16 protein-coding genes are annotated in these 22,044 nt (G+C 34.8%); 10 read left to right on the top strand and 6 right to left on the bottom strand.

All coding sequences use genetic code 11. The annotated features are described in order from the left end of the window. The first annotated feature begins 39 nt into the window (after window positions 1–39). From AC23L6_RS05090 to AC23L6_RS05055, 8 genes are all read left to right on the top strand, one after another. Complete coding sequence (locus AC23L6_RS05090; protein ID WP_487561105.1) at window positions 40–426, top strand: hypothetical protein; 387 nt, start codon at window positions 40–42, stop codon at window positions 424–426. An 87-nt stretch (window positions 427–513) separates the two neighbouring features. Further along, window positions 514–4,866, top strand: a complete 4,353-nt coding sequence (locus AC23L6_RS05085; RefSeq protein ID WP_487561106.1) for a CusA/CzcA family heavy metal efflux RND transporter — start codon at window positions 514–516, stop codon at window positions 4,864–4,866. A gap of 4 nt (window positions 4,867–4,870) precedes the next feature. Further along, window positions 4,871–6,004, top strand: a complete 1,134-nt coding sequence (locus AC23L6_RS05080; RefSeq protein WP_487561107.1) for an efflux RND transporter periplasmic adaptor subunit — start codon at window positions 4,871–4,873, stop codon at window positions 6,002–6,004. Between the two features lie 123 nt (window positions 6,005–6,127). Then, complete coding sequence (locus AC23L6_RS05075; RefSeq protein WP_487561108.1) at window positions 6,128–7,441, top strand: TolC family protein; 1,314 nt, start codon at window positions 6,128–6,130, stop codon at window positions 7,439–7,441. Window positions 7,442–7,497: 56 nt separating this feature from the next. Next, a complete protein-coding gene (locus AC23L6_RS05070; protein WP_487561109.1) occupies window positions 7,498–8,580 on the top strand; it encodes an efflux RND transporter periplasmic adaptor subunit in 1,083 nt (360 codons plus the stop codon). 48 nt (window positions 8,581–8,628) lie between these two features. Then, complete coding sequence (locus AC23L6_RS05065) at window positions 8,629–11,847, top strand: efflux RND transporter permease subunit (RefSeq protein WP_487561110.1); 3,219 nt, start codon at window positions 8,629–8,631, stop codon at window positions 11,845–11,847. A 5-nt stretch (window positions 11,848–11,852) separates the two neighbouring features. Continuing rightward, complete coding sequence (locus AC23L6_RS05060; RefSeq protein ID WP_487561111.1) at window positions 11,853–12,158, top strand: hypothetical protein; 306 nt, start codon at window positions 11,853–11,855, stop codon at window positions 12,156–12,158. Window positions 12,159–12,160: 2 nt separating this feature from the next. Beyond that, window positions 12,161–12,346 (top strand): YgaP family membrane protein, encoded by a 186-nt coding sequence (locus AC23L6_RS05055; RefSeq protein ID WP_487561112.1) that lies wholly within the window; start codon window positions 12,161–12,163, stop codon window positions 12,344–12,346. Between the two features lie 73 nt (window positions 12,347–12,419). Here the strand turns inward: AC23L6_RS05055 and AC23L6_RS05050 are convergent, their stop codons facing one another. From AC23L6_RS05050 to katG, 4 genes are all read right to left on the bottom strand, one after another. After that, complete coding sequence (locus AC23L6_RS05050; RefSeq protein WP_487561113.1) at window positions 12,420–12,677, bottom strand: DUF6952 family protein; 258 nt, start codon at window positions 12,675–12,677, stop codon at window positions 12,420–12,422. 4 nt (window positions 12,678–12,681) lie between these two features. Continuing rightward, the gene (locus tag AC23L6_RS05045) at window positions 12,682–12,996 is read right to left on the bottom strand and encodes a thioredoxin family protein (protein WP_487561114.1); all 315 of its coding nucleotides are present in this window, start codon (window positions 12,994–12,996) and stop codon (window positions 12,682–12,684) included. Between the two features lie 86 nt (window positions 12,997–13,082). Further along, on the bottom strand, window positions 13,083–13,718 hold the full coding sequence (locus AC23L6_RS05040; protein ID WP_487561115.1) for a peroxiredoxin: 636 nt from the start codon (window positions 13,716–13,718) through the stop codon (window positions 13,083–13,085). Between the two features lie 242 nt (window positions 13,719–13,960). Beyond that, the gene (gene katG, locus AC23L6_RS05035) at window positions 13,961–16,141 is read right to left on the bottom strand and encodes a catalase/peroxidase HPI (RefSeq protein ID WP_487561116.1); all 2,181 of its coding nucleotides are present in this window, start codon (window positions 16,139–16,141) and stop codon (window positions 13,961–13,963) included. A 235-nt stretch (window positions 16,142–16,376) separates the two neighbouring features. Between katG and AC23L6_RS05030 the strand changes: the two genes are divergently transcribed. Further along, window positions 16,377–18,056 carry an amino acid permease gene (locus AC23L6_RS05030; protein WP_487561117.1) on the top strand — a complete coding sequence of 560 codons (1,680 nt, stop codon included), beginning with the start codon at window positions 16,377–16,379 and terminating at the stop codon, window positions 18,054–18,056. Between the two features lie 95 nt (window positions 18,057–18,151). Here AC23L6_RS05030 and AC23L6_RS05025 read toward each other — a convergent pair whose 3' ends face one another. Further along, complete coding sequence (locus tag AC23L6_RS05025) at window positions 18,152–19,222, bottom strand: T9SS type A sorting domain-containing protein (protein WP_487561118.1); 1,071 nt, start codon at window positions 19,220–19,222, stop codon at window positions 18,152–18,154. A 278-nt stretch (window positions 19,223–19,500) separates the two neighbouring features. Between AC23L6_RS05025 and lpdA the strand changes: the two genes are divergently transcribed. Beyond that, window positions 19,501–20,904 carry a dihydrolipoyl dehydrogenase gene (gene lpdA / locus AC23L6_RS05020; RefSeq protein ID WP_487561119.1) on the top strand — a complete coding sequence of 468 codons (1,404 nt, stop codon included), beginning with the start codon at window positions 19,501–19,503 and terminating at the stop codon, window positions 20,902–20,904. A 60-nt stretch (window positions 20,905–20,964) separates the two neighbouring features. On the opposite strand, the gene AC23L6_RS05015 is transcribed toward lpdA, so the two are convergent. Beyond that, window positions 20,965–21,855, bottom strand: coding sequence for a DUF4349 domain-containing protein (locus AC23L6_RS05015; protein ID WP_487561120.1), 891 nt, complete (start codon window positions 21,853–21,855; stop codon window positions 20,965–20,967). Window positions 21,856–22,044: the final 189 nt, after the last annotated feature.

Raw genomic sequence — 22,044 nt, 5'->3', positions numbered from 1 at the left:
GTTTTTGAAATAGAAGTTTAAATCCTACATTTGTTGTGTATGACAAGATACCTATCCATATTATTTTTATCTATTTATCTGTTCTCAGTAGTTCAGATAAATGAGTTGTTTAAAATTCCTAATATGTTTGAGCATTATGAGGAACACCAACAGGATAAAACTACCATTAGTTTATGGCAATTTATTTGTATGCATTATATGAAAGGAGAAGTCTATGACGATGATTATGGCAAAGACATGAAATTACCATTCAAGTCCCACAGTTCAAATTGCATGTGTTCGTTTATATTTTGCCCTGTAATTCAAAATTATAGTTTTAGTAGTAAATTCTTTTTCAAAGAATTTAAAAAACAAAAATTCACCTATACCTTCTCTTTTACTTCCAGTTATCTCTCTGCCATTTGGCAACCTCCACAGTTTGTTTAATTAAGTTTTTATTTTAAAAAAGATAACTTCCATTACACTTTGTTTTGGGTGTAAGTCTGCATTTATAAATTTAATTTTAACTGAATTATGCTGAATAAAATCATTGCATTTTCCATAAACAACAAACTGATTATCGGTCTATTTACGATTGCCTTAGTTTTTTATGGAATATATGAAACCACTAAATTGCCCATTGATGCCGTTCCAGACATCACTAACAATCAAGTACAAGTCATCACCATAGCACCCTCTTTTGGCGCTACTGATATTGAGCGCTTGGTGACATTCCCTATCGAGCAAGTCAATAATAACATCTCGGGTCTGAAAGAAATTAGGAGTTTTTCAAGATTCGGATTGTCATTAGTAACCATCGTTTTTGATGATGAAACCGATATCTATTGGGCAAGACAACAAGTTGCAGAACGATTACAAAAAGTTCAAACTCAAATTCCAAGTGGAATAGGAACACCCGAATTAGGACCCGTTTCTACAGGACTTGGAGAAATATACCAGTATGTTGTACGACCTAAAGAAGGCTACGAAAAAAAATACGACGAAACTGAACTGAGAACCATTCAAGATTGGATTGTTCGCAGACAATTACTAGGTGTAAAAGGGGTTGCCGAAGTAAGTAGTTTTGGAGGAAAATTAAAGCAATATGAAATTGCAATACATACTAACAAACTACAATCCTACGGATTGACCATCAGTGATGTATTTACTGCTGTTGAAAAAAACAATCAAAATACAGGAGGCTCCTATATTGAAAAAGGAGCAACAACCCTTTTTATTAGAAGTGAGGGATTGATAGGTACCGTTGATGATATTAAAAATATAGCAATACGAACAGCTGCCTCAGGAACCCCATTATTTATAAGAGATGTAGCCGAAGTAAAATTAGGATATGCCACTCGTTATGGTGCCATGACCTATAATGACCAAGGTGAAGTTTCGGGAGCTGTTGTGATGATGCTAAAAGGAGCCAACAGTAGTGATGTGATAAAAAACGTTAAGGAACGTGTGGCTCAAATTCAAAAAACCTTACCCGAAGGTGTTGTAATAGAGCCTTTCTTAGACAGAACCAAAATGGTAAACCACGCCATTGGAACAGTTGAAAAAAACTTGCTTGAAGGTGCTTTAATAGTCATTTTTGTATTGGTTATCTTCCTAGGAAATTTTAGAGCAGGATTGTTGGTAGCATCAGTGATTCCATTGGCAATGTTGTTTGCAATCATTTTGATGAATACTTTTGGAGTAAGTGGAAACCTCATGAGTTTGGGAGCACTAGATTTTGGACTTATTGTTGACGGTGCCGTAATTATTGTAGAAGCCGTCATGCATCAATTGACACATAGTAAAAAGTTCAAAAAAGTAGATGTATTGTCTCAGAAAAAGATGGATAAGGAAGTGCAAACTTCTGCAAGCAAAATGATGAACAGTGCCGTTTTTGGGCAAATCATAATCCTTATTGTCTACCTGCCTATCTTTACTTTACAAGGTATTGAAGGAAAAATGTTTAAACCAATGGCTCAAACAGTAGCCTTTGCATTATTGGGAGCTTTCATTTTGTCATTGACATACATTCCAATGATGAGTGCCTTGTTTTTAAGTAAAAAAGTAAAGCATGAAGCCAATATTTCCGATAGAGTTATGATACAAATCGAAATGAAGTACCAGCACTTGCTTCAAAAGATTTTAAACTTTCCTAAAATGGTCATTTCATCGGTAGTTACTTTGTTTGTAATCGCTTTGGTCATTCTATCTTTTCTCGGAGGTGAATTTATACCTGCGCTAGAGGAAGGCGATTTTGCGGTTGACACACGAGTTTTAACAGGAAGTAATTTGAATACCACTATCGATAGAACTCAAAAAGCAGCTCATATTCTCAAAACACAATTTCCTGAAGTTGAAAAAGTAGTTTCCAAAATTGGGAGTGGTGAAGTACCAACCGATCCAATGCCAATGGAAGCTAGCGATATGATGGTCATTTTAAAAGATAAATCAGAATGGACCTCAGCCAAAACCTTTAATGAATTGTCAGGAAAAATGAGTAAGGCATTAGAAGATGTTCCCGGAATTACCGCAGGTTTTCAATATCCAGTTCAAATGCGTTTTAACGAGTTAATGACTGGAGCACGACAAGATGTGGTTTGTAAAATATTTGGTGAAAACCTAGATACATTAGCGGTTTATGCCAACAAGTTAGGAAAAATTATAAATACTGTTGAAGGGGCTCAAAATTTATTCATCGAACCTATTACTGGAATGCCACAAGTGGTTATTGAATACAACAGAAGCATCATTGCGCAATATCATTTGAATATTGATGATATTAATAGAGTTGTCAATACTGCTTTTGCTGGTCAAAGTGCAGGATTGGTATTTGAAGGAGAAAAACGTTTCGATTTAGTGGTTCGCTTGAATGATAATCAAAGAAAAGATGTTGAAGATGTTCAAAATCTATTAATTCCGACACCACAAGGAACACAAATTCCACTTTCGCAATTGGCAACGGTATCCATTAAAAATGGTCCTAACCAGATACAACGTGAAGATGCCAAACGTAGAATCGTAGTAGGATTCAATGTGAGAGGTCGAGATGTACAGAGTATAGTAAATGAACTACAACAAAAAGTAGAACAACAAATTAAATATCCACCAGGTTATTATACTACGTATGGTGGCGCATTTGAAAATTTAAATCAAGCCAAAGCCCGACTGATGATTGCCGTTCCCGTTTCCTTGTTATTAATATTTCTCTTGTTGTTTTTCGCATTCAATTCTGTTAAACAGGGATTGTTAATTTACTCTGCAATACCTCTTTCTGCTATTGGGGGAATTTTCTTTTTAGCGCTACGGGGAATGCCTTTTAGCATTAGTGCTGGTGTTGGGTTTATAGCCCTTTTTGGTGTTGCCGTTTTAAACGGAATTGTTTTAATTTCTGAATTTAACCAATTAAAATCTGAAGGTATGACCGATTTACATCGAATTGTTTTAATGGGAACTAAGGTGCGTTTACGACCCGTTTTAATGACTGCATTTGTAGCATCATTAGGATTTTTGCCAATGGCAATGAGCAATGGAGCAGGAGCAGAAGTGCAACGGCCTCTAGCCACAGTAGTTATCGGAGGATTGATGATTGCAACCTTTCTGACCTTATTTGTGCTTCCTGTTTTGTATATCATCTTCGAAAAAGGCATCAACCTTAATCCGTTTACAAAAAAGGCAGTAGCAGTAGTTGTTTTTGGATTGTTCTCATTCAATGCTACTCATGCTCAAACTCCAATTAGCTTACAAAAAGCAATGGAAATGGCATTGAAAAATAATTATGCTATGAAAAGCGAACGATTAAAATCGGACTATCAACAAAAACTAATTAAAACCGCTACAACTATTGCTCCTATTAATATTACGGGAGACTATGGGCAAATTAATAGTGTGTATAATGATACTCGGTTCGGAATATCGCAATCCTTCAATTTCCCTACCGTTTATAACAGACAAAAAAAGCTGTATACTGAAGAATGGAAAACATCGACGTTGAACGTCGTTTTAAAAGAAGCTGAGCTAAAACGAGAGGTAACGAAAACTTTTTATTCTTTAATTTACTTAATCGAAAAAGAAAAATTATTACTAAAAAGCGACACTATTTTTGGAGAATTTTTAAGAAAATCGGAACTGCGATTAAAAAAGGGTGAAAGTAATATCCTTGAAAAAACGACTGCCGATAATCAAAGAGGTGCTGTAAAGATGCAGCTGCTCCAACTTCGAGAGGAAAAAGAATTGGTTCAAAATCAATTTCAAGTAGTACTCAATTCAGATGAAAAACTGGTTCCAAATGAAGTGACGCTCAAGTTGGTTTTAGACAAAAATATCGATAGTACTTTGGTGACACAGCACCCTTATCTTTCTCTTTTAGAGCAACAGAAAAAAGCTAGTGCAGCCTCTACACAACTTGAAAAATCGAAGTTATTGCCAAATTTTATTTTGGGTTATAACAATACATCTATAACTGGAACAGGTGCTGATAACGTTTTTTATGATAAATCAAATAGATTTCATTCGGCACAATTTGGAATTGGAATTCCATTATTAGGAGGTGCTCAAAAAGCAAAAATTGCAGCTTCTAAAATAGGTGAAACTATGAGTCAAAATGAATTAGAAAGAGAAAAACAAGTTCTCCAAAATCAATTCAAAACATCACTCAATCAGTACAATACGAGTATCGAAAAATTAAATTATTATGAAAAAACAGCACTTCCAAATGCTGAAATAATTATCAAAACAGCCAATTTGCAATTCCTAAATGGTGAAATTAATTACTTGGATTGGGTCATGTTAATCAATCAAAGTATCGCTATTAAAAGCAATTATATTGACACTATTTTAGCTCACAATGAAAGTGTTGTTCAATTAAATTATCTTACCTCAAAACAGTAATCGTATGAAAAATAACATAATAGGCAGCTTACTTCTTTTAATGATGGTTAGTTGCAATACAAAAAGCACCGAAGAAAAAACGCCCGAAGCGACACTTGCAAGTAATGTAGCCTCACTAACAGACGCACAATTAAAAAATGCTACAATTGAAACTGGAAATTTCGAAAAGCGAAGTATTTCATCAGTATTAAAAGTAAATGGAAAAATTGATGTTCCACCACAAAACTTGGTCTCAGTGAGTATGCCTTTAGGAGGCTACCTCAAGTCTACTCATCTTTTACCCGGTTTACACGTCAATAAAGGAGAGGTCATTGCCACAATGGAAGACCAACAATATGTGCAATTGCAACAGGATTATCTGACTACAAAGTCTAAATTATTTTATGCACAAAAAGAATACGAACGTCAGAAAGAATTAAACCAAAATCAAGCCAGCAGCGACAAAGTATTCCAATTGGCTGACTCAGAATATTCAAACCTGCGAATCACATTGAGTGCATTAGGTGAAAAATTGAAATTAATCAATGTCAATCCTGCTACTTTATCTGAAAAAACTATTTCTAAAAGTGTCAATATTTATGCACCCATTAATGGATTTGTTTCTAAAGTAAATGTCAATATCGGAAAATATGTAAATCCTTCCGATGTAGTATTTGAATTAATAAATCCTTCGGATATCCATTTGAATTTGAAAATTTTTGAAAAAGACATCACTAAACTTTCTATAGGACAAAAATTGGTTGCTTATACTAACAATCAACCTGATAAAAAATACAAATGCGATATTCTTTTGATTAGTAAAGATTTATCTATAGATGAGCATACCGCCGATGTGCATTGTCATTTTGAAAATTATGACAAAACATTATTACCTGGAATGTATATGAATGCCGATATAGAGTTAAAAAGTAATGATGTTATGACCTTGCCTCAGGACGCAATTGTAAGTTTTGATGGTAAGGAATACGTCTTTGTAACAATTAACAAAAATCAATTTAGAATGACCGAGGTGAAAACTGGAAATAGTGAAAACGGATTTGTTGAAATTTTGAATCCAGAATCCATACAAGACAAAAAGATAGTCACAAAAGGAGCCTACACCATTCTGATGACATTAAAGAATAAAACAGATGAATGATTAATAGTTTAAAAAGTGCCTGAGAAATCAGGCACTTTTTTTTAAAAGTCTCCTTTGTAACATTTGTGACTGTAAGCGCATTTTTACCGTTCTATTTTTGCTTCATAATTAAGAAATACAATTATGAAGAAAATCAAGTTTATCATTTTCATAGGAATCGCTTTAAATTCAAACGTAAATTATGCCCAGGATACGTTAGCAATTTCAAAGAGCGATTTACTACAAAAATTATCCGATAAGAACCTACAAATTAAAATAGCTGAAAAAAACTATCAATCGGCTAGAGCAGATTATCATCAATCTAACGCTCTTTTTTTACCCAATATTAATGTGTCTCATACCGGAATGGTCACTACCAATCCGTTGATGGCTTTTGGGTCTAAATTGAATCAAACGATTCTAACCCCAATGGATTTTAATCCCGATTTGTTGAATAATCCCGTAAGAACTCAAAATTTTGCCACTAAAATAGAAATTCAACAGCCTTTAATTAACATCGATGGAATGTACGGCAGGCAAGCCGCTAAAGCAAAAATGGAAGCCTATCAGCTGCAAACCGAGCGCACCAAAGAGTATTTAGAATTAGAGATTTCAAAATCCTATATGCAACTGCAATTGGCGTATAAAGCTGTGAAAGTTTTAGAAAAAGCCAGCATAACGGGTAAAGCCAATTTGAAGTTAGTAGAAAATTATTTCAAACAAGGAATGCTACAAAAAACCGATTTGTTAAACGTTCAAGTGCATGTCAATGAAATCGAAAACCAATTACAATATGCCAAAAGTAATGTGCAAAATGCCTCAGATTATTTGGCTTTTTTAGTAAATGAAGATACTCAAGGTAAAACCTACAAACCAACAGAAGAACTAGAAAATACTATTTCAGTTGAAACTACAAATGCTTCATTATCCGATTCCAGAAAAGACATTCAAGCGATGGTCAAGTCGTCTGAAGCCTATGCTGATATAATGCAATCGACTAAAATGGGATTCTTACCACGACTGAATGCTTTTGGAAGCTATGAGTTGTACGATAAAAATCTTTTTGGAACTTCCGCTAAAGGATATCTAGTAGGCGCACAACTGTCATGGACTATTTTTGATGGCTACACATCAATTGGAAAATACGAAAAGGCAAAAGCTGAATCTCAAAAATCCGATACAGAAAAAGAACAATATAAAGCTCAAAGCCAATTGGAATGGAGTAAAACCAATCGTCAATTAAAAGATGCCGAAAATAAAGTAAACCTATCAGGATTAGCATTGGAACAATCACAAGAAGCTTATAGAATACGTCAAAATAGGTTCTCACAAGGTTTAGAAAAAACAACCGATTTGTTGCAGTCGGAATCGCAAATGATTCAAAAGGAATTAGAGCATTTACAATCGGTTTTCGAATACAATTTTACCAAACAATATTTACAATTTTTGAGTAAGTAAGAGAATAGAATAAAGAGAACAGAACAAAGACAAATGACAATTAAAAAGATATTAAAATGAAAAAAACAATAATCATCCTAACCCTTTCAACATTCTTATTCCTATCCTGCGGAAGAGACAAGAAAGAAACAACCAATAACGAACCAGCAATTCCAGTAAAAGTAAGTGGAGTTTCTCCTAATAACAACAGTGAATTCGTAACCGCAAGTGGAAAAATTGAAGCTGAGAACAGTGCTAATGTTTCTACTCGAATGATGGGCTATGTGACTAAAGTTCACGTTAAAGTCGGACAAAAAGTAGGAGCAGGACAACTTTTATTGAGTATTAACAATACCGATTTGCAAGCCAAAAAAGCGCAAGTTGATGCTGCTATTATGCAAGCCACTGCTGCTTATAATAACGCTAAAAAAGACTTTGACAGATTCACAGCATTATTTGCACAACAAAGTGCTTCTCAGAAAGAATTAGACGATATGACCTCGCGCTACGAAATGGCAAAAGCAGGTTTAGATGCTGCCAAACAAATGCGTAACGAAGTATTAGCACAGTTTTCTTATTCGAATATTACGGCTCCATTTTCAGGAGAAATCACCAACACTTTTGTAAAAGAAGGTGACATGGCCAATCCAGGAATGCCGTTGGTAAGCATCGAAGGAGCTTCACATTTGCAAGTAACAGCTATGGTTTCAGAAAGTGATATTACTTCGATTAAAAGCGGTATGAAAGCCAAAGTAATTGTAAAATCAACAAATCAAGAATTGTCAGGAACAGTAACAGAAGTTAGTGGTTCGGCAAAAAATACGGGTGGACAATATTTGGTTAAAGTCAATTTAAACAATGTTGGAAGTAAAGTCTTATCAGGAATGTTTGTCAACGTACAATTTCCTGTAGCAAACAAACAGCAAGTTGCCACTACATCGGATAAAGTTTTAGTACCCGAAACCGCTTTGGTAAAACAAGGTCAACTTACTGGAATTTACACTATAGGTAATGGAAATACTGTCATTTTAAGATGGTTGCGCATCGGAAAAACTTTCGGAAATCAAGTAGAAGTGTTGTCTGGATTATCGGCTAACGAACAATATATTGTTTCTGCAGAAGGTAAATTGTACAACGGAGCTAAAGTTAGTATTCAGTAATCAGTCGCAGTTTTCTAGTTCAAATAAAAACTTTAAACAAAGTAAAAAATGCAAGAAGGTATATCAGGTAAAATAGCCCATTTTTTCATCAATTCAAAACTGACCATTTTGTTAATGGTAGGTTTGATGATTATTGGTGTATACAGTTCTTTTTTGATTCCAAGAGAAGAAGAACCACAAATCAATGTTCCGATGGCCGACGTAATGGTGGGTTATCCTGGGGCAAGCCCTAGTGAAGTAGAAAGTCGCGTGGTAAAGCCTTTGGAGAAGATTATTTCCAATATTAAAGGTGTAGAACACGTACACAGTATGGCTATGAATGGTCAAGCTATGTTAATCGTTCAGTTTTTTGTAGGCCAAGATGTGGAGCGTTCGTATGTGAAATTGTACGACGAATTAGCAAAACACGAGAATATGTTTCCTCAAGGTGTTTACAAACCTATGGTAAAAACACGTTCTATAGACGATGTTCCGATGTTGGGATTGACGCTTTGGAGCGATAAAATGAACGATTTTGAAATCCGTCAAGTAGCCGAAGAAGTAACATCTGAAATTGAAAAAGTAAAAGATGTTGCCATTACAAAAGAGATTGGTGGCAGAAACCGTCAAGTGAAAGTAGTTTTGGACAAAGATAAAATGGCTGAAAATGGAGTAGATGCCTTGGGAATTATGCAAATGATTCAGGCCAATAACGGAAGCTCGCAATCGGGTGCTTTTGTCAATAACGATAAAGAATATTTGTTGACAACGGGACAATTTTTAAAATCTTCAGAAGATATCGAGAATTTGGTTGTGGGTGTTAATGCCAACATGCCAGTCTATTTAAAGCAAGTAGCTAAAGTTCAAGACGGACCATCTACTCCTAGTAGCTATGTATCTTTCGGATACGGAAAAGCCAACGATAAATTCGCTCAAAATAAATCGGAATACCCAGCGGTAACCATTTCTATCGGAAAAGTAAAAGGTGCCGATGCCATGAAGATTTCTGAGAAGATTTTGGAGAAAGTAGAACAACTTAAGAAAACACTCATAACCAACGATGTTCACGTAGAAGTAACCCGAAATTATGGAGAAACGGCTTCCGATAAAGTAGGCGAGTTGTTGATGCACTTGGGAATTGCCATTGTTGCGGTAACACTTCTAGTGATTTTTGCAATGGGTTGGCGTGGCGGGTTGGTCGTGTTTTTCTCGGTTCCATTGACTTTTGCTTTAACGTTATTCGCTTATTATTTATTAGGGTATACTTTAAATCGAATTACGCTTTTTGCCTTGGTTTTTGTCGTGGGAATTGTAGTTGACGACAGTATCATCATTGCCGAAAACATGCACCGTCATTTCAAAATGAGGCGATTACCGTTCAAACAAGCTGCTATTTATGCCATAAATGAAGTAGGAAATCCAACCATATTAGCCACATTCACGGTTATTGCAGCCATTCTTCCCATGGCTTTTGTGTCGGGTATGATGGGACCTTATATGAGTCCGATGCCTATTGGGGCTTCGATTGCGATGTTGTTATCGTTGTTTGTTGCCCTAACGGTTACGCCTTATTTAGGTTACCATTTGCTACAAGAAAAAGAGGAGCAAGCACATAAAGCTGAACAAGGATTGGAAACATCGTGGATTTATAAAATTTACAACAAACTAGAGCGTCCTTTGTTGGATAGCAGCAAAAAACGTCGTCTTTTAGTAGGTGTTACCGTGTTATTACTTATAGGTTCGGTACTGATGTTTTTCACCAAATCGGTAGTGGTAAAAATGTTACCTTTTGACAATAAAAATGAATTCCAAGTGGTTATTGATATGCCCGAAGGTACTACGTTAGAACGCACAGCAGCCGTTACACAAGAAATTGCGCAATACCTTTCTACGGTTCCCGAAGTGGTGAGTTATCAGAATTATATTGGCACTTCGGCACCGATTACTTTTAACGGATTGGTACGTCATTATGATATGCGTGGCGGAAGTAATATGGCTGATATTCAAGTGAATTTGTTACACAAAGAAGATCGCGATATGCAAAGTCATGCGTTGGCAAAGGAAGTACGTCCTCAAGTGCAAAAGATTGCCAAAAAATATGGTGCTAACGTGAAAATTATCGAAGTTCCACCAGGACCACCAGTGTTATCGACTTTGGTTGCTGAGATTTATGGTCCCGATTATAAAGATCAAATTAAAGTAGCTCATCAGGTGAAAGGTATTCTAGAAACGACTTCCGATATTGTGGATGTTGATTGGATGACTGAAGATAATCAAACCGAATATAAATTGGTAGTCGATAAAGAAAAAGCGATGTTAAACGGCATAGCTCCACAACAAGTGGTTGGCAATCTGACGTATTTGATGAAAGAATATCCAGTTTCCAATTTGTATGATGAACATTCTAATGATAATGTTGGAATTGTTCTTTCGCTTGACGACAAGGATAAAACGTCGTTGCAAGACATCGAAAATCTGAAAATAAAAGGAAGTCACGGAAACGTTGTTCCAGTGAGTGATTTGGTCAAAGTGGTTCAAGATACCTTACAGAAAACCATTTACAGAAAAGATCAAAAAAGAGTAGTCTATGTTACGGCTGATATGGCTGGAGCATTAGAAAGTCCGGTATATGCTATTTTAGGGATGAACGAAAAATTGCAAAAAATGTACTTACCTAAAGGTTATAAAGTGAACGAATTGTATATGGAACAACCCTCAGATGAGAGTGATTTTACTATAAAATGGGATGGCGAATGGCAAATTACATTAGAAGTATTCCGTGATTTAGGAGTCGCTTTTATGGTGGTCATCGTAGTCATTTATATGTTGATTGTGGGTTGGTTCCAAAACTTTAAAACACCAATGGTAATGATGATGGCGATTCCGTTATCGTTGGTTGGAATTGTATTAGGACACTGGTTGTTAGGTGCTTTCTTTACAGCTACTTCTTTTATTGGAATGATTGCATTGGCAGGAGTAATGGTTAGAAACTCGGTGTTGCTTATCGATTTTATCGAAATCCGATTGCATGAAGGAATTCCATTAAAGCAAGCCATTATCGAGGCTGGAGCTGTTCGTACCACACCAATATTATTAACTACTGGTGCAGTTGTTATTGGAGCGTCTATCATACTTTTTGATCCAATCTTTCAAGGATTAGCCATTTCATTAGTATTCGGAGCTATTGTTTCTACCATTCTAACCTTATTGGTAGTGCCAATCATTTATTACATTACCGAAAGAAAAAAATGGGAGAAATCATCAGATAAAGAATTACCTAATACCTAGAAATTATGAAACTACTTTTAATAACCGCAGTAGCAGAATTTGAAAAAGAAGTGAAACAAATTCTTAAAAATGCCAATGTTAAAAACTACTCTTATAAAGAAGTGGTAGGTTACCGAAATGCTTCTGAGGATGCTCTGGAAAACAACTGGTTTGGTACCGAGATGAACGAAAATGAATCCGTAATATTTTACGCCTTTGTTGCAAAAGAAAATGTTGAAATTGTGTGTGCTGCAATTGATACCTTTAACCAGCAACAAGAGACAGTATCGCACATTCACTTTGCAATTTTAACAATTGAAAAATCAAATTAAACATGAAAAATCGAATTATTAGAGCCATCGCTGGAAGTTTTATCTTGATAAGTTTACTTCTGTCAATTTATGTGAGTCAAAATTGGTTGTGGTTTACTGCTTTTGTAGGAGCTAATCTTTTACAATCGTCTATAACCAAATGGTGTTTAATGGAAGACATTCTAACCAAATTGGGTGTGAAAGATTAAGCACTGTTCTAAACATTAAAAAAAACGTCTTGTAATAACACAAGACGTTTTTTTTTACTGATAATCTAAAAAACTATTTGTCAATAGAGCCTAAAACTCGTTTCATAAAGTCGTTCAAAGCTGTTTTTTTATCTTTTCCTTCTTTCACCATTTTGTGAACTTCTAAAGCACCATACATATTGGAAATTAATTCACCTATGACATCTAATTCTTCATCTTTTAATGAAGGAACTATGGTTAGTGCTTCTAGTACCTCAATGGTTTCAATCAGGTAATCTTGGTCATTTTCTTCAATAAATTGCGTCAAATGTTTTATTACTGGTAGTTTCATGGTATTAGTTTGCTGAAATTTCACCAACTAATTCAGCTAAAACTTCGGCTTTATTAGTTTGAGTTTCATTCAATAATTTCCCACCAACAAATGTGGCAAATGTTGGTAAATTAGAAACATTTGCTAACTTTCTAGATTCTGGAGCATTTTCAGCATCAACCAAAACAAAGGTAATTTCTTCATTTTCAGAAGCTAATTTTTTGAATTTAGGCTTCATAATTCTACAATTCCCGCACCAAGATGCTGAATATTGAACGACTACCTTATTGTTAGATGCTACTAGATCTTGTAACCTATCTTCGTTTAATTCAATTAACATGGTTTTAAAATTTCAATTACAATGACACTATCAAAATTCAATTTATTTCAATTGATATTGTCATTGCGATTATGATTGATATTTAATTAGTTTTGTGACAAATAAGCAGCGGTGCTTAGTCTATCAGCATTCATTGCTTCTTTTCCTTCTTCCCAGTTGGCAGGACAAACTTCACCCTTAGTTTGAACGTGAGTGTAAGCATCGATTAATCGTAAATATTCATTTACATTTCTGCCTAATGGCATGTCGTTTACACTTTCGTGGAAAATTTTTCCTTCTTCGTCAATCAGGTAAGTAGCTCTAAAAGTAACATTAGAACCTTCTAAGATTTCGTCGTTTAATTCTTCATCATAAACCCATTCTGCATCAAGAATTTCTAAAGCTGCAGATAAATTACGTGTTGTATCAGCTAAAATTGGGTAGGTAACACCTTCAATACCACCATTGTTTTTTGGAGTATTCAACCAAGCGAAATGTACTTCGTTGGTATCGCAAGAAGCACCAATTACCATGGTATTTCTTTTTTCAAAATCTTCAAGTGCTGCTTGAAAAGCGTGTAATTCTGTTGGACATACAAAAGTAAAGTCTTTTGGATACCAAAATAAAATAACTTTTTTCTTATTGTTTACCGCTTCTTCTAAAACATTAATTCTTAAATTATCTCCCATGAATGAGATGGCATCTACGGTAATGTTTGGGAATTTTTTTCCTACTAATGACATGATTTTTATTTTTATGTTGTTAATTAATCTCTGCGCAAAATTATAAATAGCTCAGGGATAAAAACATGATATTTATTATATTTTCCGATTAAATAATAGAAAAAAATTATCAATATATTTCTTACAAAATATTAGTACAATAATTCCACAATCCATAATTTATCTTTTGATTGTTTGCATAAAAAATAAAAACCACCTTAAAAAGGCGGTTTTTTTGTAAAACAATTGTAATTAGAAAATTCTTAATTTAAATCAAAACGATCTAAAAGCATGATTTTAGACCAAACTTTGGCAAAATCTTGAACAAATTTTTCTTTATTATCGTCTTGTGCATAGACTTCAGCGTAAGCTCTCAATATAGAATTGGAACCAAAAATTAAATCAACTCTTGTTGCAGTCCATTTTGTAGCACCCGATTTTCTGTCTACAATGTTGTAAAGATTATCTCCAACAGGTTTCCAGGAATAGTTCATATCGGTTAAATTCACGAAGAAATCATTAGTTAAGACACCTTCTTTATCAGTGAAAACACCATGTTTTGTTCCACCATAGTTGGTGCCAAGAACACGCATTCCGCCAATAAGAACTGTCATTTCTGATGCCGTTAGACCAAGAAGTTGTGCTTTGTCCAGCATTAATTCTTCGGGTTGAACAACATATTTGGCTTTCATAAAGTTTCTGAAAGCATCGTTTGTTGGTTCCAAAACTTCAAAGGATTCAGCATCAGTCATTTCTTGTGAAGCATCACCGCGACCTGCATAAAATGGAATTTTTACAGCAAATCCACCTTCTTGAGCTGCTTTTTCTATGGCTGCACTTCCGCCAAGGACAATCAAATCTGCAAGGCTTACTTTTTTGCTAAATGAAGATTGTAATTCAACCAATTTATTCAATACTTTTTGCAATCGCTCTGGTTCATTGGCAACCCAATCTTTTTGCGGAGCCAATCGAATTCGTGCACCATTTGCACCACCTCTAAAGTCAGAACCCCTGAATGTTCTCGCACTGTCCCAAGCGGTGTTGATTAGTTCCGCTCTTGTTAAGCCACTGTTTAATAATTTTACTTTCAATTCTTCAATTTCAGCATCAGAAAGCGTGTAATCTACCTTCGGAATTGGGTCTTGCCAAATCAAATCTTCTTTTGGTGCATCAGCACCAAGGTAACGTTCTTTTGGCCCTAAATCTCTATGCGTTAATTTGAACCAAGCGCGTGCAAAAACTTCTGAAAAATATGCTGGATCTTTATAGAAACGCTCAGAAATTTCTCGGTATGCAGGATCCATTTTCATAGCCATATCAGCATCGGTCATAATTGGATTTTTTCTTACAGATGGATTGTAAGCATCAACAGGTTTATCTTCTTCCTTAATGTTGGTTGGTTCCCATTGCCAAGCTCCAGCAGGACTTTTCTTTAATTCCCAATCGTGGTTTAATAGCAAATGGAAGTATTCGTTATCCCAACGTGTTGGATGTGTTGTCCAAGAGCCTTCCAATCCGCTGGTTACGGCATTTGCTCCACCGCCTTTTGGATTAATCCAACCGAAACCTTGATTTTCAATTGGACCTGCTTCTGGTTCTGGACCTAAAGTTGAAGCATCTCCATTACCATGAGCTTTCCCAACAGTGTGACCACCGGCAGTTAAAGCAACCGTTTCTTCGTCGTTCATAGCCATTCTTTGGAAGGTTACTCTCACATCATGGGCAGTCTTTAAAGGATCAGGTTGACCGTTTACACCTTCAGGATTTACATATATCAATCCCATCATTACGGCTGCTAAGGGATTTTCTAAGTCTCTTTCTCCAGAATATCTTGTTCCTTCTCCACCAGATTTTGCCAACCATTCTTTTTCTGCACCCCAATAAATATCTTTTTCTGGATGCCAAATATCTTCACGACCACCAGCAAATCCAAAAGTCTTTAATCCCATAGATTCATAAGCCATATTACCCGCTAGAATCATCAAATCTGCCCAAGAGATTTTATTACCGTATTTTTTCTTAATAGGCCACAACAACCTTCTGGCTTTGTCTAAGTTTCCGTTATCAGGCCAACTGTTGAGAGGTGCAAATCTTAAATTTCCAGTTCCAGAACCACCGCGACCATCTGCAATTCTGTAGGTTCCAGCAGAGTGCCATGCCATTCGAATGAATAGTCCACCATAATGACCCCAATCGGCTGGCCACCAAGATTGACTTTCTGTCATTAGGTTTTTTAAGTCAGTTTTAAGTGCTTCTAAATCTAGTTTTTTAAATTCTTCAGCATAATTAAATTCTCCACCCAACGGATTGGTTTTGGTATCATGTTGATGAAGAATATCGAGGTTGAGTGCTTTAGGCCACCAATCGTGGTTTTTTACACCATCACTCAAACCTTTTTGATTTTGATGAAATGGGCATTTACTAATGTCGTTTGAATGTTCCATAGATACTATTAATTATTTAATTTTAATTATAAATTTTTATTGATTGCTTATTTTTTTAAATTGAATACTAACAAATATACACATTAAAAATAGCATAAGTATAGATAATTCATGTTTAAAATTTATTTTTTAATAGATTTTAGCTATGCTCGCTAATTTGTTCAGTTTTGTATATCATTATGAAATTATGTTATATTTGTTTTGCTTAAGTACACCAATAAACTACAAATGTGATATGAATTTATCCAATTTATTTCGAAAAAAATCTGCAAAAGTTATTGTTCAAGAAGGTGGAGATATAGAAGGTGAGTTCTTAGGGCTGCACAAAGTATTAACGGTAAGAGATTTAACTTTTTTTGGTATTGCTGCCATCATCGGAGGAGGTACTTTTAGTGCCATTGGAAATGCTTGTTTTTCAGGAGGACCTGCGGTAGTATTATTGTATGTGATGTGTGCAGTTGCCTGTGGATTTACAGCCATGTGTTATGCTGAGTTTGCATCAAGAGTGCCTGTTTCGGGTAGTGCTTATACCTACGCCTATGTTTCATTTGGAGAATTATTTGCATGGATAATAGGTTGGGCTTTGATTATGGAATACTCCATTGGTAATATCTATATTGCTTTTTCTTGGAGTGGGTATTTTACTAATTTATTAGAAACGTTTCATATCCATTTACCAGAATGGTTAACCATAAATTACAAGTCTGCACAAGATGCTTTTGTGGCTCAAAAAGGTATTGAGGGATTGAATGCATGGAACAATGCTCCTGTTATTGGGGGACTAAAAATTATATTTGATTTACCAGCGGTTGTTATTAATCTTTTGATTACTTATTTAGTTTACAGAGGTACGAAAGAGTCTAAGAATTTTAGCAATGCAATGGTTTATATTAAGTTAGCTATTATAGCCTTAGTCATTATTGTAGGGGCTTTTTATGTTGATATAGACAATTGGACTCCTTTTATGCCGAATGGTTTTGGTGGAGTTATGGCAGGAGTTTCTGCGGTTTTCTTTGCTTATATTGGTTTTGATGCTGTTTCTACTTTAGCAGAAGAAAGTAAAAATCCACAGCGGGATTTGCCTAAGGGAATGATTTATTCTTTGGTAATTTGCACCTTAGTTTTTATTGTTTTGGCACTCGTAATTACAGGTATGGTATCCTATGAATTATTGGGAGTAAGCGATCCATTGGCAGAAATTTTTGCACTAAAAGGTGTTAAGTGGATGTTGTTTATCGTTTCTATTGCGGCTGTCGTTGCCATGACAAGTGTTTTGTTGGTCTTTCAAATGGGACAGCCCAGAATTTGGATGACCATGAGTCGCGATGGTTTAATGCCTAATAAATTTTCAGAGATTCATCCCAAGTACAAGACTCCTGGTTTTGCTACTATTGTAACAGGTTTGGTAGTAGGTATCCCGATTTTCTTTACGGATGAAAATTTTGTTTTGGATTTCACTAGTATAGGAACTCTATTTGCTTTTGTTTTAGTTTGTGGTGGTGTGTTGATGCTTTCTCCACAAAGTGAAGAAGAAATGGCAGAAAGAGCTACCAAAGGGAAGTTTAGAATACCTTATGTTAATTCGAAATTTATTTTTCCAATACTTGTACTAACCGGAACCGTATTGTTATTTAATTTTAGACCAGATTTTTTTTCTAGTCTTTTTGATTTTTCAGTGGAAAAAATGGCAACTAATATTCCAATGTTGGTTTTTGTATTGGTTTGTATCGTTATGACGGTTATGTCTTTTCTTAAAAACTTATCTCTTATTCCACTTTTAGGCTTGATTTCTTGCTGTTATCTACTAACAGGTATGGCTGTTTCCAATTGGATGTGGTTTGGAACTTGGTTGGTTTTGGGCTTGATTTTTTACTTTTTGTACGGTTATAAAAATAGTAAGCTGAATAAAGGTTAAAATTTTTGAATCATCGTATTTTAATTCACAAAGGCATATTGAATTCATAAAAAAAACCGCTCCAATTGGAGCGGTTTTTTTATCAATGATGAATATTATAATTTAATGAATTTCTTAGTTGTTTTTCCTTCATTGGAAACAATTTCAATTAAGTAGCTTCCGGTTTTCAATTCAGATAGAGAAAGTTCAACATGTTTGGTTAGCGTTTCTTTAGAATACTCTTTTATTGTTTGTCCAATAGTGTTATATATTTTTATTGATGAAATGGAAACAAAATTTTCAGTATCAATATTCAAAATATTCTGAACTGGATTTGGATACAGTTTATAGTCTGATAATGATGCATTTTGTTGAGAAACTGTACCTAATTCTTTTCCCGAATTATTAGAACACAATGCATTGTATGTAATATTTGGTAAATTGTAATAGGATTGAAAATATTCTGTTTCAGTAACTACAGTAGGTCCTTCGTGGTTGAATTCGTCTGCACAAATATTTTTTAGATTTGGATTATTAGAAATCGTTAAATAAAAATGACAACCTCCATACATCACATAACACAAATCAAATTTTCCATTTTTGAAATTTATCGATTCAAGATTTGGATTGTTTTTTATTGAAATGGTCTCACTAAATCGTCTCACAGTAGAAAAATCTAAAGCATTAAGTTTAGTATCATTACAATAGAAATACTCTAGTGTGACATCATTGAATTCAACTGAGGTAAATAAATTTCCAGAAATATTCAAATAATAATAATTGGCCGATGCAGGAAGTGATAAAGTACTAATTTTATTGTAAGAGATGTCTAACTCTTGAGTTTCATAACTCAAATTATTGATCTCTGTAAGTTGATTGTTACTGCATCTCAATTCGTGAAGCTCACTAATATCAAATGGTAATGAAGTTAAAGAGTTATTGCTGCAGTTTAGCTTGCGCAGTTTTTTAAAACTTTCAATTCCTTGAATAGAACTAATTGACGAATTGGAAATATCTAATTCTTCAACTTCTTTAGCTTCGCTTTTTTGGATTTCACCATCATTATTTTCATCAATACCTAATGAAATAAGCTTGTTTTTAAAATTGATATCAGGGATAGATACGTTTTGTGCGCTAAGCGAAAAGCTCACCAAAAAGAAAGAGAATATGAATTGTAGGTTTCTCATGACTATAGAAATTAATTTGGGGTTAGAGTTCTAAATCGTGTCAATTATGAAACAAACCTAGCATTAATATTTTCTCAATAAATCAATGTCATCTTATTTTCGTTAATGTGTATAAAAACCCCGACAAACAAATTTGTATTGTAGTCCTATTCGTATAAAAAATAAAAGAAAAGCCGAACGATTCAAGTGTAGAATTTGTATTTCAAAAAACTTAAAAATTAAGCTTCAAACCAAACTTTATTCTTTAATTTTGCGATATTAAAAAATAAATACAAATTATGAGTTCATTTGATGTAGTCATTATAGGTTCAGGACCAGGCGGATATGTATCTGCTATTCGTTGTGCACAATTGGGTTTTAAAACTGCTATTATAGAAAAATATTCCACCTTGGGCGGCACTTGTCTCAACGTAGGCTGCATACCGTCAAAAGCGTTACTTGCTTCATCACATCATTACGAAGAATTGCAACATTTTGCCGATCATGGAATTGAAGTATCTGGTGAAGTAAAAGTAAATCTAGAGAAAATGATTGTACGAAAACAGGCGGTTGTTGACCAAACTTCTGGCGGTGTGAAATTTTTGATGGATAAAAATAAGATTACCGTTTTTGAAGGTCTTGGCTCTTTTGTTGACGCTACTCATGTAGCTATTGCTAAACCAGATGGGACATCAGAAACTATTGAAGCTAAAAATATAGTAATTGCTACGGGTTCAAAACCGTCATCTTTACCCTTTATAAAAATTGACAAAGAACGAATCATTACTTCTACAGAAGCTTTGAAATTGAAAGAAGTACCTAAACACCTTGTAATCATTGGTGGTGGTGTCATCGGAATTGAATTGGGACAAGTCTACCTTCGTTTAGGAGCACAAGTTTCTGTGGTTGAATTCATGGACAGAATTATTCCTGGAATGGACAGTTCATTGTCGAAAGAATTGACCAAAGTCTTGAAAAAACAAGGCATGAAATTCTATCTTTCTCACAAAGTGAAATCTGTGGAAAGAAAAGGAAACATTGTTACCGTTGAAGCTGAAAATCCAAAAGGGGAAACCATAACTCTTGAAGGGGATTATTCTTTGGTTTCTGTAGGACGTCGCCCTTATACAGATGGATTGAATGCTGATAAAGCAGGAGTAAAGCTCACAGAAAGAGGAATGGTTGAAGTAAACGACCATTTGCAAACCAATGTTCCAAATATCTATGCGATTGGTGATGTTGTTCGTGGCGCTATGCTAGCACACAAAGCTGAAGAAGAAGGGGTTATGGTAGCTGAAATTTTAGCAGGACAAAAACCACATATCGATTATAATTTAATTCCCGGAGTAGTATATACTTGGCCTGAAGTTGCCGCTGTTGGAAAAACAGAAGAGCAATTAAAAGAAGCAGGAGTGAATTTTAAGTCAGGAAGTTTCCCATTTAAAGCCTTGGGTCGTGCCCGTGCTGGTGGCGATATCGATGGATTTGTAAAAATCCTTGCCGATGCAAAAACAGATGAAGTTCTAGGCATTCACATGATTGGTGCTCGTTGTGCCGATTTGATTGCTGAAGCTGTAACGGCTATGGAGTTTAAAGCTTCTGCCGAAGACATTGCTAGAATGAGTCATGCACACCCTACTTTTGCTGAAGCCATTAAAGAAGCGGCCTTAGCAGCTACTGATAATAGAGCGTTGCACGTGTAGTTACCATTTATGAAAAGTTGTAATAGAGAACCCGATAGCATTTACTATCGGGTTTTTATTTTAGTTATGTTGTTTTAAACACTTTTTGTAGACTAAATAACCTACGATTCCTATTAAAGCCAGAGACCAAAGTTGAACTACAAATGCTATGATTTCTTCAAGTAGGAACCAACCTGTTTTTAATCCGTTGAGTATTTTGGAACCGATATTTTCTCTGTATACCTTTTCATTAGCTACAATTTCTTGTTTGATTGTTTCTCTTTGATAGATTTGTAATGTCAAAGTGCTAAGGTTTACCTGGTCTTGCAATGAAAGATTTTCAAGTTTCTTGTTATCATAGGCCTCTTTCTTTGCATTCAAATTTTCTTCAGCATCAATAATTGTATGTAGTTTTTTACCTTTGTTATCAATGGCATTTTGAATTCTTTTTTCGTGTAAAGCACTTCGATTTTGCACCAATTGATTGGAGAGCATTTGCAAGGAAACGTAATCGGCTTTAATCACTCTAAAATCTAGAAAATCAATTTGTTTTGTAATGGTTTTTAGAATGGTATCTAGTTGTCTATTAGGTACACGAATAGTAATGTTGTTTTCTACATCATATTTTATCGTTTCTAGTGTACTGTCTTGGCTTATCTTAGTTTTAGTTTTTTCAGAAATAGTGCTTTGTAAATTAGTATAGGTTACAAAACCGCAAAATTTTGCAACTGCATTTTCAATGGCATAAGTAGACTGAGGTACATTTTTAACTTTGAATTTAATATCGGCAGTTCGTATGAATTTTCGATTGCTGTCGTTTTTCTCAACGGCGGCAGACGAAGAGACGACGTCTTTTTCGGATTTTACGTTTTCTGAAGCACCATCTTCAGCTGGTGCCTCAGACTGTTTGCAAGAATACAACATTATCGCTAGAATGAATGTTGCGACAACTAATTTTGTGATTGTTTTCATAGATAATTGATTTTAAAAAGTGATTAATAAAAAGAGTACTTATTGAAAATTGTTGTTTTTAATTTTGAAAACGAATAAGTAATTTTTTATCGATAGTTAAAATCAATTTAGATAGAAAGGAATATTCTTGTTACTATAAAAAGTGTGCCAAGATTTTTTTATGCATAAATTATTTCAAAAAAAAGACCT

It is taken from the genome of Flavobacterium sp. R1_16 (assembly GCF_057652095.1).
Note: the sequence above shows the minus strand (reverse complement) of the source record. Positions and strands in the feature narration are given on the sequence as shown.